Origin of the sequence: Chryseobacterium sp. c4a, assembly GCF_009900745.1 — a bacterium.
Lineage (GTDB): Bacteria > Bacteroidota > Bacteroidia > Flavobacteriales > Weeksellaceae > Chryseobacterium.
This window is the reverse complement of record NZ_WXVU01000023.1, coordinates 38,745-53,854: the sequence shown is the minus strand read 5'-3', so window position 1 is coordinate 53,854 and position 15,110 is coordinate 38,745. Positions and strand designations below refer to the sequence as shown.

Here is a 15,110-nt window from a genome sequence, read left to right as displayed (position 1 = left end):
TTTTTAATTCTTTAAATGTAACAAAAAAGGTGAATGAACATCACATTCATTCACCTTCTATATTGTCCGCCCAATTGATCTACCAGATCACGGATGTTTTTCCATACAGGATTATCATAGGCATTCATTTTGGAAATACCCCCAGTACTTGTTGTGATGATAATCTTGGTATCAATTCCGTCTACAGGCTGTACACTTTTCCCTTCCTTTGCTGCTCTAAATAGTTTCTGATCAGTTGTAGCAACCAGGTTTTTCCAGTCTTCAGTCTTCACTTTTCGGCTGTAGGTCAGATTTTCAGCTTCATTAGCAGCTACTGTACGGCTATAATGAATAGAATCTTTATCAATTAAAGTGCTGGAAGAAAAACCCAGTTCTCCACCGGCAGAAACCATTTTTACAGATTGAATGGTTTCAGTATGTTCCATAATATTATGATCTGTTTTGCTCTTATTTTCTTTACAAGAAATCAATATCAACAACGACAGAATCATTAATTTACCTAAAATATATCCCTTCGTTTCTATTCTTGATGGTATTCGTTTTCTCATATTGTATTCGTTTAAATTCTAAATGATAAGACTTTTTAAAGTATAATCAAAAATACAATATAAACAGACAGAACAAAGGCTTGTTTAGTCTTCTTTTAAAATGATACCGGTTATTTTATGTGCCACAGGTAAGAATAACAGAACACATACATAGGCAACAGGCAATGAGAAAGCCCATGACTTGAAAAATGCTTCTATCCATTTTCCATCAGGAACTTCTTTGATAAAAACAGAGAGTACAGATATGGTAAAAGTAGTTGGAAGCACTACAAACAATGTGTTAAGCAATCGATAATATTGGTGCTGATCTTTCAAAATCTTAGAATTTACCATTCGTGTTTTTACGGTGCTCAGGAGCCGGAATTGCTTCAATAACATCCCAATGCTCCATAATTTTATCATCCTCTACTCTATACAGATCATAAAAAGCAGAGTGTATCTCTCCGATATATCCCTCGCTCAGCACCAGGACAAAGTTCCCCTCTCCCAACACCATTTGGATCTTGTGATAAACCTGAGCTTTTCCCGCCTCCTTCATCGCTGCCAACCCGTTGAAATACTCCTGAACTCCATCCTCCATATCAGGATTATGCTGTATCAGTTGATTTCCTTTAAAATAATCTGAAGCCTGTTCCTTATCATCATCAATCAGAACCTGTTGAATAAAACTTCTTACAAGAGCCTTATTCGCCTCCGTTTTATGATGATCTATTGCCTTCGTTTTCCCGTCAGTCATGGTTCTACCGCTTTTATTTAATCTTTTGGAATTGATCTGCAGGTTATCCCAATGTTCAACACTCATTCCGTTCTCAAAACGATGGATATCGAAAGCAACCGTAGGTTCAAAAAGGAAATAATCCACATGTACAAAACCGTAATCACCATCCTGGAATTTACGCACCACATTCGTATAGACTTTTTCCATCGGCATTTGTTCATGCAGTGCCTGAATCGCTTCTAATCCCGTTTCTACATGAGGATTATGCTGTTTGTATGACTTAGGATTGATTAATCCGATTTCCAATAATGTTTCCGTTTCAATGCTATTTTGAATAGCCTCTGCCTTATCTCTGTTGGATAATAAATTCATGTTGTATATTATTTTGATTAAAAACTATCGGCAAAGGTATTCGCCTCCGGAATGGAAAGAAATAAGGGTGAAAATTTTGGAATGGTGAAAATATTATCCCTATAATACCCAAATGGTAATATTCCTAAATTTGTACCTTAAAAAACAGAGATAAAATGTACGAGAAGAAAATACCAAAAGATTTCAGCTGCGGCATGAGTATTACAGTGGAAATTATAGGCGGAAAATGGAAACCCTGCTTAATCAATTCTATTCATCAGGGAATACGAAGACCCAGTGAATTATCCAGACATCATCCGGGAGCCAGCAAACGGGTTTTAAGCTTACAATTAAAAGAACTGGAAGAACACGGTATCGTTGAAAAAATTATCTATCCCGTCCTCCCGCCCAAAGTTGAATATTTTTTAACACCACTCGGAGAATCTCTTTTGCCGATTGTAGCCATGATGGAAAACTGGGGAAATGATTTTATGGATGAGTTCAATCAGAGACAGGAATCCAAAACTGCTATACAGCTCTAGTCCAACAGATATTTTTTATTTTTATTTCTCCAGCCCGTTTTGTATTTGGAGCTTACATAATAGATTTTAAGATCCGCAGCATACTGATTACTGGTGAAATACACTTTCTTTGCCGCCCATTTTGAAACATCCGTAAAATACCATTTTCCATCATTTCCATCCGCATCTCCCGGATAGCTTACTTTATATACCAGAAGATCAGCTTTGGATGGATAATCTACCACGTACACTTTGAAATCAGCCTTTTGAGAAAAATAGACTTCTTTTATATATTGAGCTTTCAGATGGATAGCAGATAATAGCAGAAAGGGAAAAAGAATTTTCATTAATTTTTAATTATTGTGTTTTTAACTCCTTATAAAATACAGTTCAGATTTTAAAAATAGATATTATTTTTTAAGTAGACTAAGAAAAATCAGTTACAACACAGCAAATCTTATCCATCTGCTTTATAGAATCAATTCTTTTGATTCCATACAAAAATTGAGCACCGAAAAAGTGCCCAATTCAAAATGTAATATATAGAGATCGTTATTAGTTCTGTTTTTTTAAATTCTTACATTCTGTTCAGTTTTTTTCTGAAAAAGATCAGTAATGAACCGAAGAATGTAAGATAAGCAATATTGAATATCGCTCCCCCAACCCACCCTGAGTAAGGAAGTGGTAAAAGACCTTTCATGGGGATGATAAATAAAGTCAGCACAAATGGGGTAAGCAAAGCCATCCATCTTGGAAGCAATGTTTTATTCAAAAGGATACATACCGCAAATGAAATCCATCCGATAGCTAACACTCCAATAGCAGCTCCCCAAGCAATATTAAGCATCTTCATAAATCCACGCCCTGTTTCTAAAAGATAGGCATGGGCAACCGAATCGGTATGATAGATCGCTTTATAAATTTCTCCTACATAAAAGAATCCTGCATGACCTAAAGGAGACAAAACCGCACCTGTCAGTAAAATCCAGTACACACCCACCGAATACCATGTTTTGGTATCTTTAAAGAACTGCAAAACCAACCAGGTTGCCGGAAGTAACAGTGGCCCTGTGAGTGCTCCGATTAAAGCTCCAAACATTAATCGAGGAGTTGACCCTTCTAACATCAAAGTGGCAAATTCTACATTCACCTGATCGGCATAAGTCTTTGAAAACAATGGATAATCGGCAGGATTCGGATCAAATCCGGCAACAAATATATCTCCGATGATCCAAAACACAGATACCATGATAGCCGCTGCAAAAGACCAGTTTACTTTACTTGAATACTTCATATTTTATAATTATTGATTACGTTTTATTTCTTCATTTCTATTTATTATCAGCCTCTATTCCCTATTTTTAATAGAAATAATGAGATCGTTCTTCCTGTTTCCTGAGTTTTCTTTTTAGGATAATTTTCCACTTGTTTTGCTGGAAATTTTTCACCCGCAAGAAAAAACGGATGCAATGCAATATGATTTGTTCTTTTTTGAACATTTTCAAACTCTTTTTGTTCGGTTTCAAAGTTCTTCATAGGCTTCCTTTTCGTTGATTTTAAATCTTTTCTGTTTCGTAAAACATAAAATATTATTAAGAATGATTCTAAATAATTATTATATTTGTGCAAAAGTAATAGGAAAAGCACTGCCCATAGGTCTGCAAAAAGGAGTAAAAAGTCCGTAAAAAGGAGAATTCTAATTAAAACAAACAATAATGGCATTAAGGATCTACGATGATAAAATTGGTGGAACATTGGTGGAAAGAAAATATCCCAATGCTTATTTTGTAAATGATGGCGATATCAGAGAATGCATTACCCATCTTCAACCACCTTATGGAAGTGGTTTTTATCATGAAATCTGTTTTGAGAATGTGCATATCGGTTTCGGAAATGTTTCTCTTGAAAATAAAATATTGCTATACTTTGAGGCCGATTTTGACAGTGTTGAAATGCATTTTTCATTAAAAGGAAAAAGTTCTGCCCTTTCAGAAAACTTCAGCAAAAAAGTGTGTTTTGACAGCTATCAGCACAATATTATTTATGCCAATCAGATGTCCGGTCAGATGGAATTTGACGGCCAGGAAATGCAAATCCTGGAAATCAATTTAGCGCCTGACTTTTTTAAAAAATTCCTCCCGGAAGACTCAGACTTATTCAATACTTTCAGAAATGCTATTGAAAAGCAGCATTCGTGTCTTATTAATCCTTACCATAACCGCATCAGCCTGGAAATGTATCAGATTCTAAACGATATCATCCATTGCGATCGAAAAGGAACATTTAAAAGAATCTATCTGGAAGCTAAAGTTGCTGAATTGCTTCTTTTACAACTGGAACAGCTTTTTAAAAGTGAATCCTCCACCTCATCTCTTCTCAAAAAAGATGAAGAAAAAATATATGCAGTGAGGGATTTTATTATCAATAACCTCAGCACAAACTGCACATTAATAGACCTTGCCCATCAGGTAGGAACCAATGAATTTACTTTAAAAAAGGGATTTAAAGAGCTGTTTGGAACTACCGTTTTCAACTTCTGGAACGACATGAAAATGAAAGAAGCAAAAAGAATGTTGCTTGAAGGAGACCTGAATATCAATGAAATCTCCGACATTATCGGATATAAAAACCCAAGACATTTTTCTGCGGCATTTAAGAGAAAGTACAATTTAATTCCAAGTAAACTTAGAAATACCAATGGAATAACTCACTAAACCCTTCAATGATTTCAACTTAATTTCCCCATAAAAATTCATAAAATCATCCCTTAGTGTTTATCTTTCACTATAAAACTTAACTCCACTATTTTCAAATATAAAAAGTAGCCATAAAAACACATCTTTTATTTTATTTCATTTAACATTCAGCTCTATTTGTTAATGATTTGGTAATAAGAAAACACTATAAAAAGACTGATTTTTATCATATCATCAAAAAACAAAGATTCACAAAACAAACATTATCAACCCATTACCCAAAATTAATTATTGTTTACATAAAATATTTTGTCATTCTCTTAAAATGGCTATATTTACCACCAAGGAGTTCTTAACACCTTCTTTATCAACCGAAATTGGTTACACTTAGCTGTGTATTAAAAGGGAATCGTGTGTAAATCACGAACTGTCGCGCAACTGTAAGTAACAAAAAAAGGTTTTTATCAAATCAATATCCACTGTATGCTCTGGTGTATGGGAAGGATGATAAAAACTGTTACAAGTCAGGAGACCTGCCTATTTCGTAGTGACGATGCTTTCGCGATTTGAAGCTTATAGTCAGGCATGATACGGTATGGATAATTGTGTGATAAAATTGTTTATCAACTTATTTCATTTTTTGAGATAGATACTGGCAGAACAGCATGTGCTTATTCTGTGGGTCTGTAACTCGTCCGTGTTCCCCTTTCCGTAATTTTTCTTTCTCACAAAACATCGTGAAGTTTACCAAGAACTTTTTATTGGGTTTAATCTATGTAAAAAGTTAAAAAATGTACCAAACCAATCACAATTACGTATTCACGAGCCGCAGATCTCTTACAGCACAGATCTCATCATGCAGAATTTTTAAAAAACATCTGTCTTCATGCTCATCAACAATTCATGTGATTTCTTCTGACCATTTTCTTTTTACATCCCACAGCATAGCAGCTCTTCTTTCTTATCGCACAAATTTCAACTAAACAATAAATATTAAAATGACTAAAAATGAAAACTGGAAGTCTCCTGGTGCTCTGTTCCGGGAGGCTATGCACAAAGAAAGTCCTCTTCAGATTGTAGGAGCCATCAATGCCAATCATGCATTACTGGCCCAACAAGCAGGCTTCAATGCCATTTATCTTTCAGGAGGTGGAGTTGCTGCCGGATCTTTAGGAGTTCCGGATCTGGGAATTACCACGCTGGAAGATGTATTAATAGACATTCAGCGTATTACCAACGTTTGCGATCTGCCTTTACTGGTAGATATAGATACAGGGTTTGGCCCATCAGCGTTTAATGTTGCCAGAACGGTAAAATCTTTAATCAAAGCTGGAGCAGCAGCCCTGCATATCGAAGACCAAGTGGGCGCAAAACGCTGCGGACATCGTCCTGGAAAAGAAATCGTAAGCAAAGAAGAAATGGTAGACCGATTAAAAGCTGCCGCTGATGCCCGTACTGATGAAAACTTCGTAATCGGAGCAAGAACTGATGCCTTTGCCAATGAAGGATTGGAAAAAACCTTGGAAAGAGCAGCCGCTTACAAAGAAGCTGGAGCTGATTTTATTTTTGCAGAAGCCGTTCCTGATTTAAGCTTCTATCAAAAATTTGTAGATGCTACAGAAATCCCTGTGCTAGCCAATATCACCGAATTTGGAATGATTGATCTATATACTGTTGATGAGCTAAAAGCTGCCGGAGTAGGATTAATACTCTACCCTCTTTCAGCCTTCCGTGCTGCCAATAAAGCCGCATTGAATGTCTATGAGCACATTCGTAAAGACGGAACTCAGGCTCATGTATTAGATACTATGCAAACCAGAGAAGAGCTCTACCAAAGTATTGGATACCATGACTATGAACAAAAATTAGATAACCTTTTTAAACAAAATATTAGTAATGTCAACGAATAGCGAACCAACATTCAAGCCTAAGAAAAGCGTAGCCCTTTCAGGAGTAGCAGCAGGTAATACCGCGCTTTGCAGCGTAGGAAAAAGTGGAAATGATCTTCATTACAGAGGATATGATATTCTAGATCTGGCAGAGAAAGCAGAATTTGAAGAAGTAGCTTATCTTTTGATCTATGGTCAGCTGCCTACAGGGGCTCAGTTGAAAAATTATAAAGCCAAATTGAAATCTCTGAGAGGATTACCACATTCTGTAAGAAATATTTTAAAAAGTATTCCTGCAGCGGCTCATCCCATGGATGTGATGCGGTCTATGGTATCTGCAATCGGAAGTATTCAGCCTGAAAAAGATGATCACAATGTAGCCGGAGCAAGAGATATTGCGGATAAATTATTAGCTTCATTCAGTTCCGGGCTTTTATACTGGTACCACTATACTCATAATGGTAAAGAAATCAATGTAGAAACAGATGACGATACGATTGGCGGCCATTTCCTTCATCTGTTACATGGTAAAAAAGCTCCAGATTCCTGGGTAAAGGCCATGGAAATATCGCTTAACCTTTATGCGGAACATGAATTTAATGCTTCTACATTCACAGCTCGTGTTATTGCCGGAACTTCTTCAGATTTTTATTCATGTATCACAGGAGCTATCGGTGCGTTGAGAGGCCCAAAACATGGAGGAGCCAATGAAGTGGCCTTCGAAATCCAAAGCCGCTACAATTCACCGGACGAAGCTGAAGCTGATATCCGTCAGCGTATTGCCAACAAAGAGGTCATTATTGGATTCGGACATCCGGTTTACACGATTTCAGACCCTAGAAACGTAGTGATTAAAAAAGTAGCTAAAGAACTTTCTGAGGAAGCTGGAGATATGCTTCTTTACAATATAGCAGAAAGGTTAGAAACCGTGATGTGGGAAGAAAAGAAAATGTTCCCAAATCTGGATTGGTTCTCTGCAGTATCTTACCATTTAATGGGAGTACCAACCCTTATGTTTACTCCATTATTCGTTATTTCCAGAGTGACAGGATGGAGTGCACATATTATTGAACAGAGACAAGATGGAAAGATCATCCGTCCAAGTGCTAACTATACAGGCCCAGAAAGCAAGGAATTCGTTTCTCTACAAGACAGAAAATAAAAAATACCATTAATAACAAAACTATAAAACAAAGATGTCATCACACATTTCAAATGAAAGACCACAACCGGATCAGGTATTAGTAGATATTGCAGATTATGTATTACACTACGAAATTAAAAACGACTTAGCCTGGAAGACTGCTCATTATTGTCTTCTGGATACCATCGGATGTGGTCTGGAAGCTTTAACCTACCCCGCCTGTACAAAACTTTTAGGCCCTATCGTGAAAGGAACAGTGGTTCCTCATGGTGCAAAGGTTCCGGGAACACAGTTTCAATTAGATCCTGTTCAGGCAGCATTCAATATCGGAGCTATTATCCGTTGGCTAGACTTTAATGATACATGGTTGGCTGCTGAATGGGGACATCCGTCAGATAACCTGGGTGGGATTTTAGCAACAGCAGACTGGTTATCAAGAACCAATATTGCAGAGGGAAAAGCCCCTTTAAAAATGAAGCAGGTATTGGAAGCCATGATTATGGCTCATGAAATTCAAGGCGTAATGGCATTGGAAAATTCTTTCAATAAAGTAGGTCTTGATCACGTATTATTGGTAAAATTGGCCTCCACTGCTGCTGTTGGAAAATTGATCGGATTGACTCGTGATGAGATTATCAATGCAGTATCATTGGCTTTTGTAGACGGACAATCTTTAAGAACATATCGTCATGCTCCCAATACAGGTTCCCGTAAATCATGGGCTGCCGGAGATGCTACATCAAGAGCAGTACGTTTAGCATTAATCGCGAAAACAGGAGAAATGGGTTATCCATCTGTTTTAACAGCTAAAACTTGGGGATTTTATGACGTTTCTTTCAAAGGAAATGAATTCAAATTCCAGAGAGAATATGGCTCTTATGTAATGGAAAATGTATTATTCAAAATTTCATTCCCGGCTGAATTCCATTCTCAAACTGCTGTAGAAGCTGCAATGACCCTGCATTCTACTTTGAAAAAGCTTGGAAAAACAACAGATGATATTAAAAAGGTTACGATCCGTACCCATGAAGCTGCGATTCGTATCATCGATAAAAAGGGGCCTTTGAACAATCCGGCAGACCGTGACCACTGTATTCAATACATGGTAGCTGTCCCGTTGATCCACGGAAGATTAACGGCTGCTGATTATGAAGACAATATTGCCTCAGATCCAAGAATTGATATTCTGCGCGATAAAATAGAATGTGTGGAAGACGTTCAGTTTACAGCAGATTATCATGATCCTGAAAAACGTTCTATTGCCAATGCGATGACCATAGAACTCAATGATGGAACTATTTTAGATGAAATCGTGGTAGAATATCCTATTGGACACAAACGAAGAAGAGAGGAAGGAATTCCTGAACTTATCAAGAAATACAAAGTCAACTTAGCCCGTATTTTCCCTGAAAAACAGCAAAAAGTAGTCCTTGAAAACTCATTGGAATACGAAACATTGATCAATCTTAATGTCAATGAATTCGTTGATCTACTGGTAATATAACCCCATTAAAAGTTGAAAGTAAGCAACACCACTTACTTTCAACTTTCCTTCTCAACTTTTCAACTTATAAAACGATGTCACAAAAAGTAAAAATATTAATCAACGGAGCGTTTTTTGAAAGTAAAACTCAAGAATACCTTCCTGTAGAAAATCCTGCTTCCCAAGAAATTCTTGCTGAGGTACCTTTAACATTAGTATCAGAAATCGATCAGGCCATTGAAGCTGCTACAGAAGCTTTCAAAATCTGGAAAGAGGTAGCCACTCCGGAAAGAGCGAGGTTATTTTTAAAATACCAACACCTTTTAAAAGAACATCAAAAAGAAATTGCAGAAATCCTTTCCAAAGAAAACGGGAAAACCTTTGCAGATGCAATGGGAGATGTATGGCGTGGTATTGAAGTCGTGGAACATGCCTGCAATATTCCAACCCTGATGATGGGAGAAACCGTAGAAAATGTAGCCCGTGGAGTGGATACCTATAGCTATATTCAGCCTCTTGGAGTTTGTGCGGGAATTACTCCCTTTAACTTCCCTGCGATGATTCCTTTATGGATGTTCCCAATGGCAATTGCCTGTGGAAATACCTTTATCTTAAAACCCTCTGAGCAAACTCCGATGACTTCAATGAAAATGGCAGAGCTATTCTTAGAAGCCGGTTTTCCAAAAGGTGTTTTAAATATTGTTCATGGCTCCAAAGATCAGGTGAATCACATCCTGAACCATCCTGAGATCAAAGCCATTTCATTTGTAGGTTCCGTCCCAGTGGCTGAACACGTGTATCGTACAGGAACAGATAACCTGAAAAGAGTTCAGGCTTTTGGCGGTGCTAAAAACCACATGGTCGTTATGCCTGATGCTAATAAAGGACAAGTCATCAACAATCTGGTAGGAGCATCGTGTGGTGCAGCCGGGCAACGTTGTATGGCTATCAGTGTTGCAGTTCTGGTAGGTGAAGCTCAAAACTGGGTAGAAGAGATCAAAACAGCTTTAAGCACTATCAAACCTGGAGTATGGTCTGATGAAGCGGCAGCTTTTGGCCCATTAATCAATAAACAGTCTAAGGAAAAGGTGCTAAGACTTATTAAGAGTGCTTATGACCAGGGCGCTGAAGTATTATTAGATGGAAGCAACTGTACCGTAGAAGGATATGAAAACGGATATTTTGTAGGCCCTACTTTGTTTAACAATGTATCTGTAGAAATGGATATTTACAAAGAGGAAATTTTTGGCCCTGCTTTACTTTTATTAAAAGCAGATACGCTAGATGAGGCAATTCAGATCATCAATAATAACCCTTATGGAAACGGAACTTCAATCTTTACCAATTCAGGAGCAGCAGCCAGAAAATTCCAGCATGAAATTGAAGTAGGGCAAATTGGAGTCAACCTTCCTATTCCTGTTCCATTGCCATTTTTCTCATTTACAGGATGGAGAAAATCTTTCTTTGGTGACCTGCATTCTTACGGAAAACAAGGAGTAAAGTTTTATACAGAAACCAAAACCATTACCGCACGCTGGTTTGAAGAAGATGTTCCGGGAGGAAGTCTCAATATGACGATCAGTTTAAAATAGTACATGATGAAAGTGGGCAACTGAAAATAAGAGGCAAGTCCCCATTCACGATGTGAGCACTTTCAATTCAAATTTTAAACCTTAAAAATTATGGAATTTAACCTAAGTGATGAACAACTGGCATTTCAGGATGCCGCTAGAAAGTTCGCTGAAAAAGAGCTCACACCTTATGCTTCAGAATGGGATGCCCAAAAGATATTTCCAAGAGAAGCTATAACCAAAGCCGGTGAATTGGGATTTTGTGGAGTCTATACAAGTGAAAACGCCGGAGGTTTGGGATTATCACGGCTTGATGCCGCCATTATATTTGAAGAATTAGCCGCTGCTTGTCCTTCCACCACCGCTTATATAACCATTCACAATATGGTGTCGTGGATGATTGACGAGTTTGGGAATGATGAAATCAGAAAAGAATTCTGTTCAAAATTGGCTTCCGGAACACTACTTGGCTCTTATTGCCTTACTGAGCCCGGATCAGGATCTGATGCCGCAGGCTTGAAAACGACTGCTACGAAAAAGGAAAATAAATATATCATTAACGGAACAAAGGCTTTCATTTCAGGAGCTGGCGAAAGTGATATTCTTATTGTGATGGCGCGTACAGAAAACTCCGGTGCAAAAGGGATCAGTGCTTTTGTAGTACCTGCTAACAGCCCGGGAATCAGCTTTGGTGAAAAAGAGAAAAAACTGGGATGGAATACCCAGCCTACCCGTTTTGTATTTCTCGATCATGTAGAAGTGGATGAGAAATATCTTTTAGGTACCTTAGGAGAAGGATTTAAAATTGCCCTGAAAGGATTGGACGGTGGCCGAATCAATATCGGAACATGCTCTGTAGGAGCTGCTCAGGGAGCCATCAATCAGGCTCAGCGCTATATGCACGAAAGACAGCAGTTTGGAAAATCATTGGCACAGTTTCAGTCATTACAGTTTAAAATTGCAGATATGGCGACAGAACTGGTAGCGGCCCGTCAAATGGTACAGTTGGCAGCCTTTAAACTTGATTCTAAAGATCCCAATGCAACGACTTACTGTGCCATGGCTAAGCGACTGGCTACCGATATGTGCTTCAGCATCTGTAATGAAGCGCTGCAGATATTGGGGGGCTATGGCTGTACACAGGATTTCCCTGTAGAACGTTTAATGCGTGATGCCCGAGTGCATCAGGTAGTAGAAGGTACTAATGAGATTATGAAGCTCGTTATTTCAAGAAAGATACTCGAAGAAGGAGCTACTTTACAAATTCGTTAATTCAAATCATAAAAAATGAGTTTACTACTTACAGAAATAAAAAATAAAGTCGGAATCATCACTCTTAATTCTGAAAAAACACTCAATTCTTTGTCATTACCTATGATTGAAGAATTAAAAGCAGTTTTGGAAGACTGGAAAAATTCCGATGAAATAGCCTGCCTGTTTATTCAGGGGGCAGGTGAAAAAGCCTTGTGTGCAGGAGGTGATGTAAGACAATTGCATGATGCTATCATTGCACAAAGAGCTATTGATGATTCTCAGGTACCACAGGATTGCTTTGATTTCTTTTCAAAAGAATATCAGGTAGATTACACTATACATACCTATCCTAAACCTATTATCGTTTGGGGACACGGAATTGTAATGGGAGGCGGAATCGGAATTATGGTGGGTGCATCACATCGTATTGTAACGGAAAGAAGTAAACTCGCCATGCCGGAAATTACAATTGGATTGTATCCGGATGTGGGAGCAACTTGGTTTTTAAATAAAATGCCATCCGCTTATGGATTGTATTTAGGATTAACAGGTGCCAGACTGGATGGAGCGGATTGCAAATTTTTAGGACTGGCAGACTATTATGTATCATCTTCATCAAAAGAAACCATCTTCAACGAATTAGAACGTACAGAATGGAATGACAATCACCACAAAACCGTTTCTGAAATATTAAAAAATATTTCCAAGGAGGTTTCTGTTCCGGAATCACAGGCAGCCTTGCATCAGGATTTTGTAGAACAGTTTGAAAAGGCTGAAACATTGGAACAATTCAGAGAAATATTAATCAATTCTCCCGAAAAAGATGAATGGATCAATGCCGGAATTAAAAGTTTTGAAGCCGGTTCTCCCAGTTCAGCTCACATTATTTTCAGACAACTGAAACAAGGGAAAGATCTAAGCCTGGAAGAAGTTTTTCAATCTGAACTGAATCTATCCTCCCAATGTTGTATTCATCCTGATTTTGCAGAAGGAGTACGAGCATTATTAGTAGATAAAGATCAGTCTCCAAAGTGGCATCCTGCCACCTTAGATGAGATCACTCAGGAATGGGTAAGTTCTTATTTTGAATGGATCATCGGAGAATGGAAAGTGAATAAAGAAGTCGTGATCGGATCTTAAATTGTCCTCATTCTTTTTTCAATTCAATTTAAATCATTTTGTAACCCTCAAAGAAATAATTATGTCCAATATAGCATTCATAGGATTAGGAAATATGGGCGGGCCTATGGCCGCAAACTTAGTAAAAAACGGTCATTCTGTAACCGGATTTGACCTTTCACATGCCGCTTTAGAAGCATTAGTTTCTGCAGGTGGACACATTTCAGGCTCAGCTTTGGAAGCTGTTAAAAATGCAGAGGCAGTCATCACGATGCTTCCTTCCGGAAAACACGTTGCTGAATTGTATTCTGAAGAATTTGTCAACAATTTACAACCTAATACATTATTAATCGACAGCAGTACCATTGATGCTGTAACAGCCCGTTCAGTTGCTAAACTTGCAGCATCTAAAGGCTGTAAAATGATAGATGCTCCTGTTTCCGGAGGTACAGCCGGAGCAAAAGCCGGAACATTAACTTTTATTGTAGGTGGTAAAACCGAAGATTATGAAAAAGCAAGACCTATTTTAAAATGTATGGGACAAAATATATTCCATGCAGGAGATTCCGGAGCCGGTCAGGTGGCAAAAATTTGTAATAATATGTTATTGGCCATCCACATGATTGGAACTTCTGAAGCTATTAATTTAGGAATCCGACATGGATTAGATCCTAAAACATTAAGTGAAATCATGCAGAAAAGTTCCGGTAAAAACTGGTCTTTAGAAGTATACAATCCATACCCTGGCGTGATGGAGAATGCTCCTGCATCAAGAGAATATTCAGGAGGATTTGCTGTAGATCTGATGACCAAAGATTTAGGACTGGCAGCAGAAGCAGGATTGGAAACCAAAACCTCTACTCCACTGGGAAATGCCGCTTTAAATTTATATAGAATGTGGAGCGAATCCGGAAATGGAGCTATAGATTTTTCAAGTATTATCCAATTTTTAAATGGGAAATTAAACGTAGAAAACGGAAACTAATTCCACTTCCCTAAAAATCATCCCATACACTAAAACCAGATACAATGAATTTCGAAACACTATTATATGAACAACAGGGATATGTCGGAACACTGACTATTAACCGTCCACAAGCCTTAAATGCCTTGAATGAAGTTGTTTTAAAAGAACTAAAAATATTTGCCGATCAGATAAAAACAACCCCAGACATTCGTGTTCTGATCATCACAGGTTCTGGCGAAAAAGCTTTTGTTGCAGGTGCGGATATCAAGGCCATGCAGGGAATGACTCCTCAGGAAGCTGAAACCTTTTCCATCATGGCACAAACTGCATTTAATGCTATTGAAGAATTACCGATGGCTGTTATTGGAGCAGTGAACGGCTTTGCACTAGGTGGCGGCTGTGAACTGGCATTATCCTGCGACATTATTCTGGCCAGCGAAAAAGCTAAATTCGGACTGCCTGAAGTTACCTTAGGCTTATTACCTTGTTTTGGCGGAACACAAAGACTTCCAAGAGCCATTGGTCTGTATAAAGCAAGAGAAATGGTTTTCTCAGGCGAATTTTATTCAGCAGCAGCCTGTAAAGAATTTGGCTTTGTCAACCGTGTCATTGCACCGGAAGAACTCCTGAGTGAGGCTAAAAAACTAGCAGAAACCATCGCTTCAAGAGGGCCTGTAGCTGTAACTAAAGCAAAACAATCATTAAATACAGGCTTTGAACTGCATATTGCAGACGGACTGAAACAAGAAGCCGCCTTATTTGGTGAGTTGTTTACAACCCAAGACCATAACGAAGGCATAGGCGCATTTATAGAAAAAAGAAATCCTGAATTTACAGGGAAATAATAAT

At 38.1% G+C, this 15,110-nt stretch carries 16 protein-coding genes and 1 riboswitch; of the genes, 10 read left to right on the top strand and 6 right to left on the bottom strand.

Going from position 1 to position 15,110, the window contains the following annotated elements:
• Nucleotides 1–50: 50 nt before the first annotated feature.
• The 3 genes from GTR01_RS22595 to GTR01_RS22585 form a co-directional block, all read right to left on the bottom strand.
• Nucleotides 51–548, bottom strand: a complete 498-nt coding sequence (locus tag GTR01_RS22595) for a hypothetical protein (RefSeq protein WP_160139983.1) — start codon at nucleotides 546–548, stop codon at nucleotides 51–53.
• A gap of 84 nt (nucleotides 549–632) precedes the next feature.
• Nucleotides 633–881: a DUF2798 domain-containing protein gene (locus tag GTR01_RS22590; protein WP_160139982.1), complete on the bottom strand. Its 249-nt coding sequence runs from the start codon at nucleotides 879–881 to the stop codon at nucleotides 633–635.
• Nucleotides 868–1,638 carry a hypothetical protein gene (locus tag GTR01_RS22585; RefSeq protein WP_160139981.1) on the bottom strand — a complete coding sequence of 257 codons (771 nt, stop codon included), beginning with the start codon at nucleotides 1,636–1,638 and terminating at the stop codon, nucleotides 868–870. The genes GTR01_RS22590 and GTR01_RS22585 overlap by 14 nt, the downstream gene beginning before the upstream one ends.
• A gap of 155 nt (nucleotides 1,639–1,793) precedes the next feature.
• Here GTR01_RS22585 and GTR01_RS22580 point away from each other — a divergent pair, with 155 nt between their 5' ends.
• On the top strand, nucleotides 1,794–2,159 hold the full coding sequence (locus tag GTR01_RS22580; RefSeq protein ID WP_160139980.1) for a winged helix-turn-helix transcriptional regulator: 366 nt from the start codon (nucleotides 1,794–1,796) through the stop codon (nucleotides 2,157–2,159).
• Here the strand turns inward: GTR01_RS22580 and GTR01_RS22575 are convergent.
• From GTR01_RS22575 to GTR01_RS22565, 3 genes are all read right to left on the bottom strand, one after another.
• Nucleotides 2,156–2,485, bottom strand: coding sequence for a DUF6150 family protein (locus GTR01_RS22575; RefSeq protein ID WP_160139979.1), 330 nt, complete (start codon nucleotides 2,483–2,485; stop codon nucleotides 2,156–2,158). The two genes, GTR01_RS22580 and GTR01_RS22575, sit on opposite strands and share 4 nt — an antisense overlap.
• A gap of 230 nt (nucleotides 2,486–2,715) precedes the next feature.
• Entirely contained in the window at nucleotides 2,716–3,432 is a 717-nt protein-coding gene (locus tag GTR01_RS22570; protein ID WP_160139978.1) for a DUF6796 family protein, read from the bottom strand.
• A 47-nt stretch (nucleotides 3,433–3,479) separates the two neighbouring features.
• Complete coding sequence (locus GTR01_RS22565) at nucleotides 3,480–3,674, bottom strand: hypothetical protein (protein ID WP_160139977.1); 195 nt, start codon at nucleotides 3,672–3,674, stop codon at nucleotides 3,480–3,482.
• 179 nt (nucleotides 3,675–3,853) lie between these two features.
• Between GTR01_RS22565 and GTR01_RS22560 the strand changes: the two genes are divergently transcribed.
• The 9 genes from GTR01_RS22560 (at nucleotide 3,854) to GTR01_RS22520 (ending at nucleotide 15,106) form a co-directional block, all read left to right on the top strand.
• The gene (locus GTR01_RS22560; protein WP_160139976.1) at nucleotides 3,854–4,852 is read left to right on the top strand and encodes a helix-turn-helix domain-containing protein; all 999 of its coding nucleotides are present in this window, start codon (nucleotides 3,854–3,856) and stop codon (nucleotides 4,850–4,852) included.
• A gap of 343 nt (nucleotides 4,853–5,195) precedes the next feature.
• A riboswitch (cobalamin riboswitch) is annotated at nucleotides 5,196–5,390 on the top strand.
• Nucleotides 5,391–5,832: 442 nt separating this feature from the next.
• Nucleotides 5,833–6,744, top strand: coding sequence for a methylisocitrate lyase (gene prpB, locus GTR01_RS22555; RefSeq protein WP_160139975.1), 912 nt, complete (start codon nucleotides 5,833–5,835; stop codon nucleotides 6,742–6,744).
• Entirely contained in the window at nucleotides 6,731–7,885 is a 1,155-nt protein-coding gene (prpC, locus tag GTR01_RS22550; protein ID WP_160139974.1) for a 2-methylcitrate synthase, read from the top strand. Before prpB ends, prpC begins: the two co-directional genes overlap by 14 nt.
• A 34-nt stretch (nucleotides 7,886–7,919) precedes the next feature.
• Complete coding sequence (locus tag GTR01_RS22545; RefSeq protein WP_160139973.1) at nucleotides 7,920–9,371, top strand: bifunctional 2-methylcitrate dehydratase/aconitate hydratase; 1,452 nt, start codon at nucleotides 7,920–7,922, stop codon at nucleotides 9,369–9,371.
• A 74-nt stretch (nucleotides 9,372–9,445) separates the two neighbouring features.
• Complete coding sequence (locus tag GTR01_RS22540; RefSeq protein WP_160139972.1) at nucleotides 9,446–10,942, top strand: CoA-acylating methylmalonate-semialdehyde dehydrogenase; 1,497 nt, start codon at nucleotides 9,446–9,448, stop codon at nucleotides 10,940–10,942.
• A gap of 90 nt (nucleotides 10,943–11,032) precedes the next feature.
• The gene (locus GTR01_RS22535) at nucleotides 11,033–12,193 is read left to right on the top strand and encodes an acyl-CoA dehydrogenase family protein (RefSeq protein WP_160139971.1); all 1,161 of its coding nucleotides are present in this window, start codon (nucleotides 11,033–11,035) and stop codon (nucleotides 12,191–12,193) included.
• A gap of 15 nt (nucleotides 12,194–12,208) precedes the next feature.
• Nucleotides 12,209–13,315 carry an enoyl-CoA hydratase/isomerase family protein gene (locus GTR01_RS22530; protein WP_160139970.1) on the top strand — a complete coding sequence of 369 codons (1,107 nt, stop codon included), beginning with the start codon at nucleotides 12,209–12,211 and terminating at the stop codon, nucleotides 13,313–13,315.
• Between the two features lie 61 nt (nucleotides 13,316–13,376).
• Complete coding sequence (mmsB, locus tag GTR01_RS22525) at nucleotides 13,377–14,279, top strand: 3-hydroxyisobutyrate dehydrogenase (protein ID WP_160139969.1); 903 nt, start codon at nucleotides 13,377–13,379, stop codon at nucleotides 14,277–14,279.
• A gap of 44 nt (nucleotides 14,280–14,323) precedes the next feature.
• Complete coding sequence (locus GTR01_RS22520; RefSeq protein WP_160139968.1) at nucleotides 14,324–15,106, top strand: enoyl-CoA hydratase/isomerase family protein; 783 nt, start codon at nucleotides 14,324–14,326, stop codon at nucleotides 15,104–15,106.
• The last annotated feature ends 4 nt before the right edge of the window (nucleotides 15,107–15,110 follow it).

What these genes read in the sequence shown, in the direction of transcription:
- GTR01_RS22595 (WP_160139983.1), bottom strand. Translation starts at nt 548, where the DNA reads ATGAGAAAACGAATACCATCAAGAATAGAAACGAAGGGATATATTTTA.
- GTR01_RS22590 (WP_160139982.1), bottom strand. Translation starts at nt 881, where the DNA reads ATGGTAAATTCTAAGATTTTGAAAGATCAGCACCAATATTATCGATTG.
- GTR01_RS22585 (WP_160139981.1), bottom strand. Translation starts at nt 1,638, where the DNA reads ATGAATTTATTATCCAACAGAGATAAGGCAGAGGCTATTCAAAATAGC.
- GTR01_RS22580 (WP_160139980.1), top strand. Translation starts at nt 1,794, where the DNA reads ATGTACGAGAAGAAAATACCAAAAGATTTCAGCTGCGGCATGAGTATT.
- GTR01_RS22575 (WP_160139979.1), bottom strand. Translation starts at nt 2,485, where the DNA reads ATGAAAATTCTTTTTCCCTTTCTGCTATTATCTGCTATCCATCTGAAA.
- GTR01_RS22570 (WP_160139978.1), bottom strand. Translation starts at nt 3,432, where the DNA reads ATGAAGTATTCAAGTAAAGTAAACTGGTCTTTTGCAGCGGCTATCATG.
- GTR01_RS22565 (WP_160139977.1), bottom strand. Translation starts at nt 3,674, where the DNA reads ATGAAGAACTTTGAAACCGAACAAAAAGAGTTTGAAAATGTTCAAAAA.
- GTR01_RS22560 (WP_160139976.1), top strand. Translation starts at nt 3,854, where the DNA reads ATGGCATTAAGGATCTACGATGATAAAATTGGTGGAACATTGGTGGAA.
- prpB (WP_160139975.1), top strand. Translation starts at nt 5,833, where the DNA reads ATGACTAAAAATGAAAACTGGAAGTCTCCTGGTGCTCTGTTCCGGGAG.
- prpC (WP_160139974.1), top strand. Translation starts at nt 6,731, where the DNA reads ATGTCAACGAATAGCGAACCAACATTCAAGCCTAAGAAAAGCGTAGCC.
- GTR01_RS22545 (WP_160139973.1), top strand. Translation starts at nt 7,920, where the DNA reads ATGTCATCACACATTTCAAATGAAAGACCACAACCGGATCAGGTATTA.
- GTR01_RS22540 (WP_160139972.1), top strand. Translation starts at nt 9,446, where the DNA reads ATGTCACAAAAAGTAAAAATATTAATCAACGGAGCGTTTTTTGAAAGT.
- GTR01_RS22535 (WP_160139971.1), top strand. Translation starts at nt 11,033, where the DNA reads ATGGAATTTAACCTAAGTGATGAACAACTGGCATTTCAGGATGCCGCT.
- GTR01_RS22530 (WP_160139970.1), top strand. Translation starts at nt 12,209, where the DNA reads ATGAGTTTACTACTTACAGAAATAAAAAATAAAGTCGGAATCATCACT.
- mmsB (WP_160139969.1), top strand. Translation starts at nt 13,377, where the DNA reads ATGTCCAATATAGCATTCATAGGATTAGGAAATATGGGCGGGCCTATG.
- GTR01_RS22520 (WP_160139968.1), top strand. Translation starts at nt 14,324, where the DNA reads ATGAATTTCGAAACACTATTATATGAACAACAGGGATATGTCGGAACA.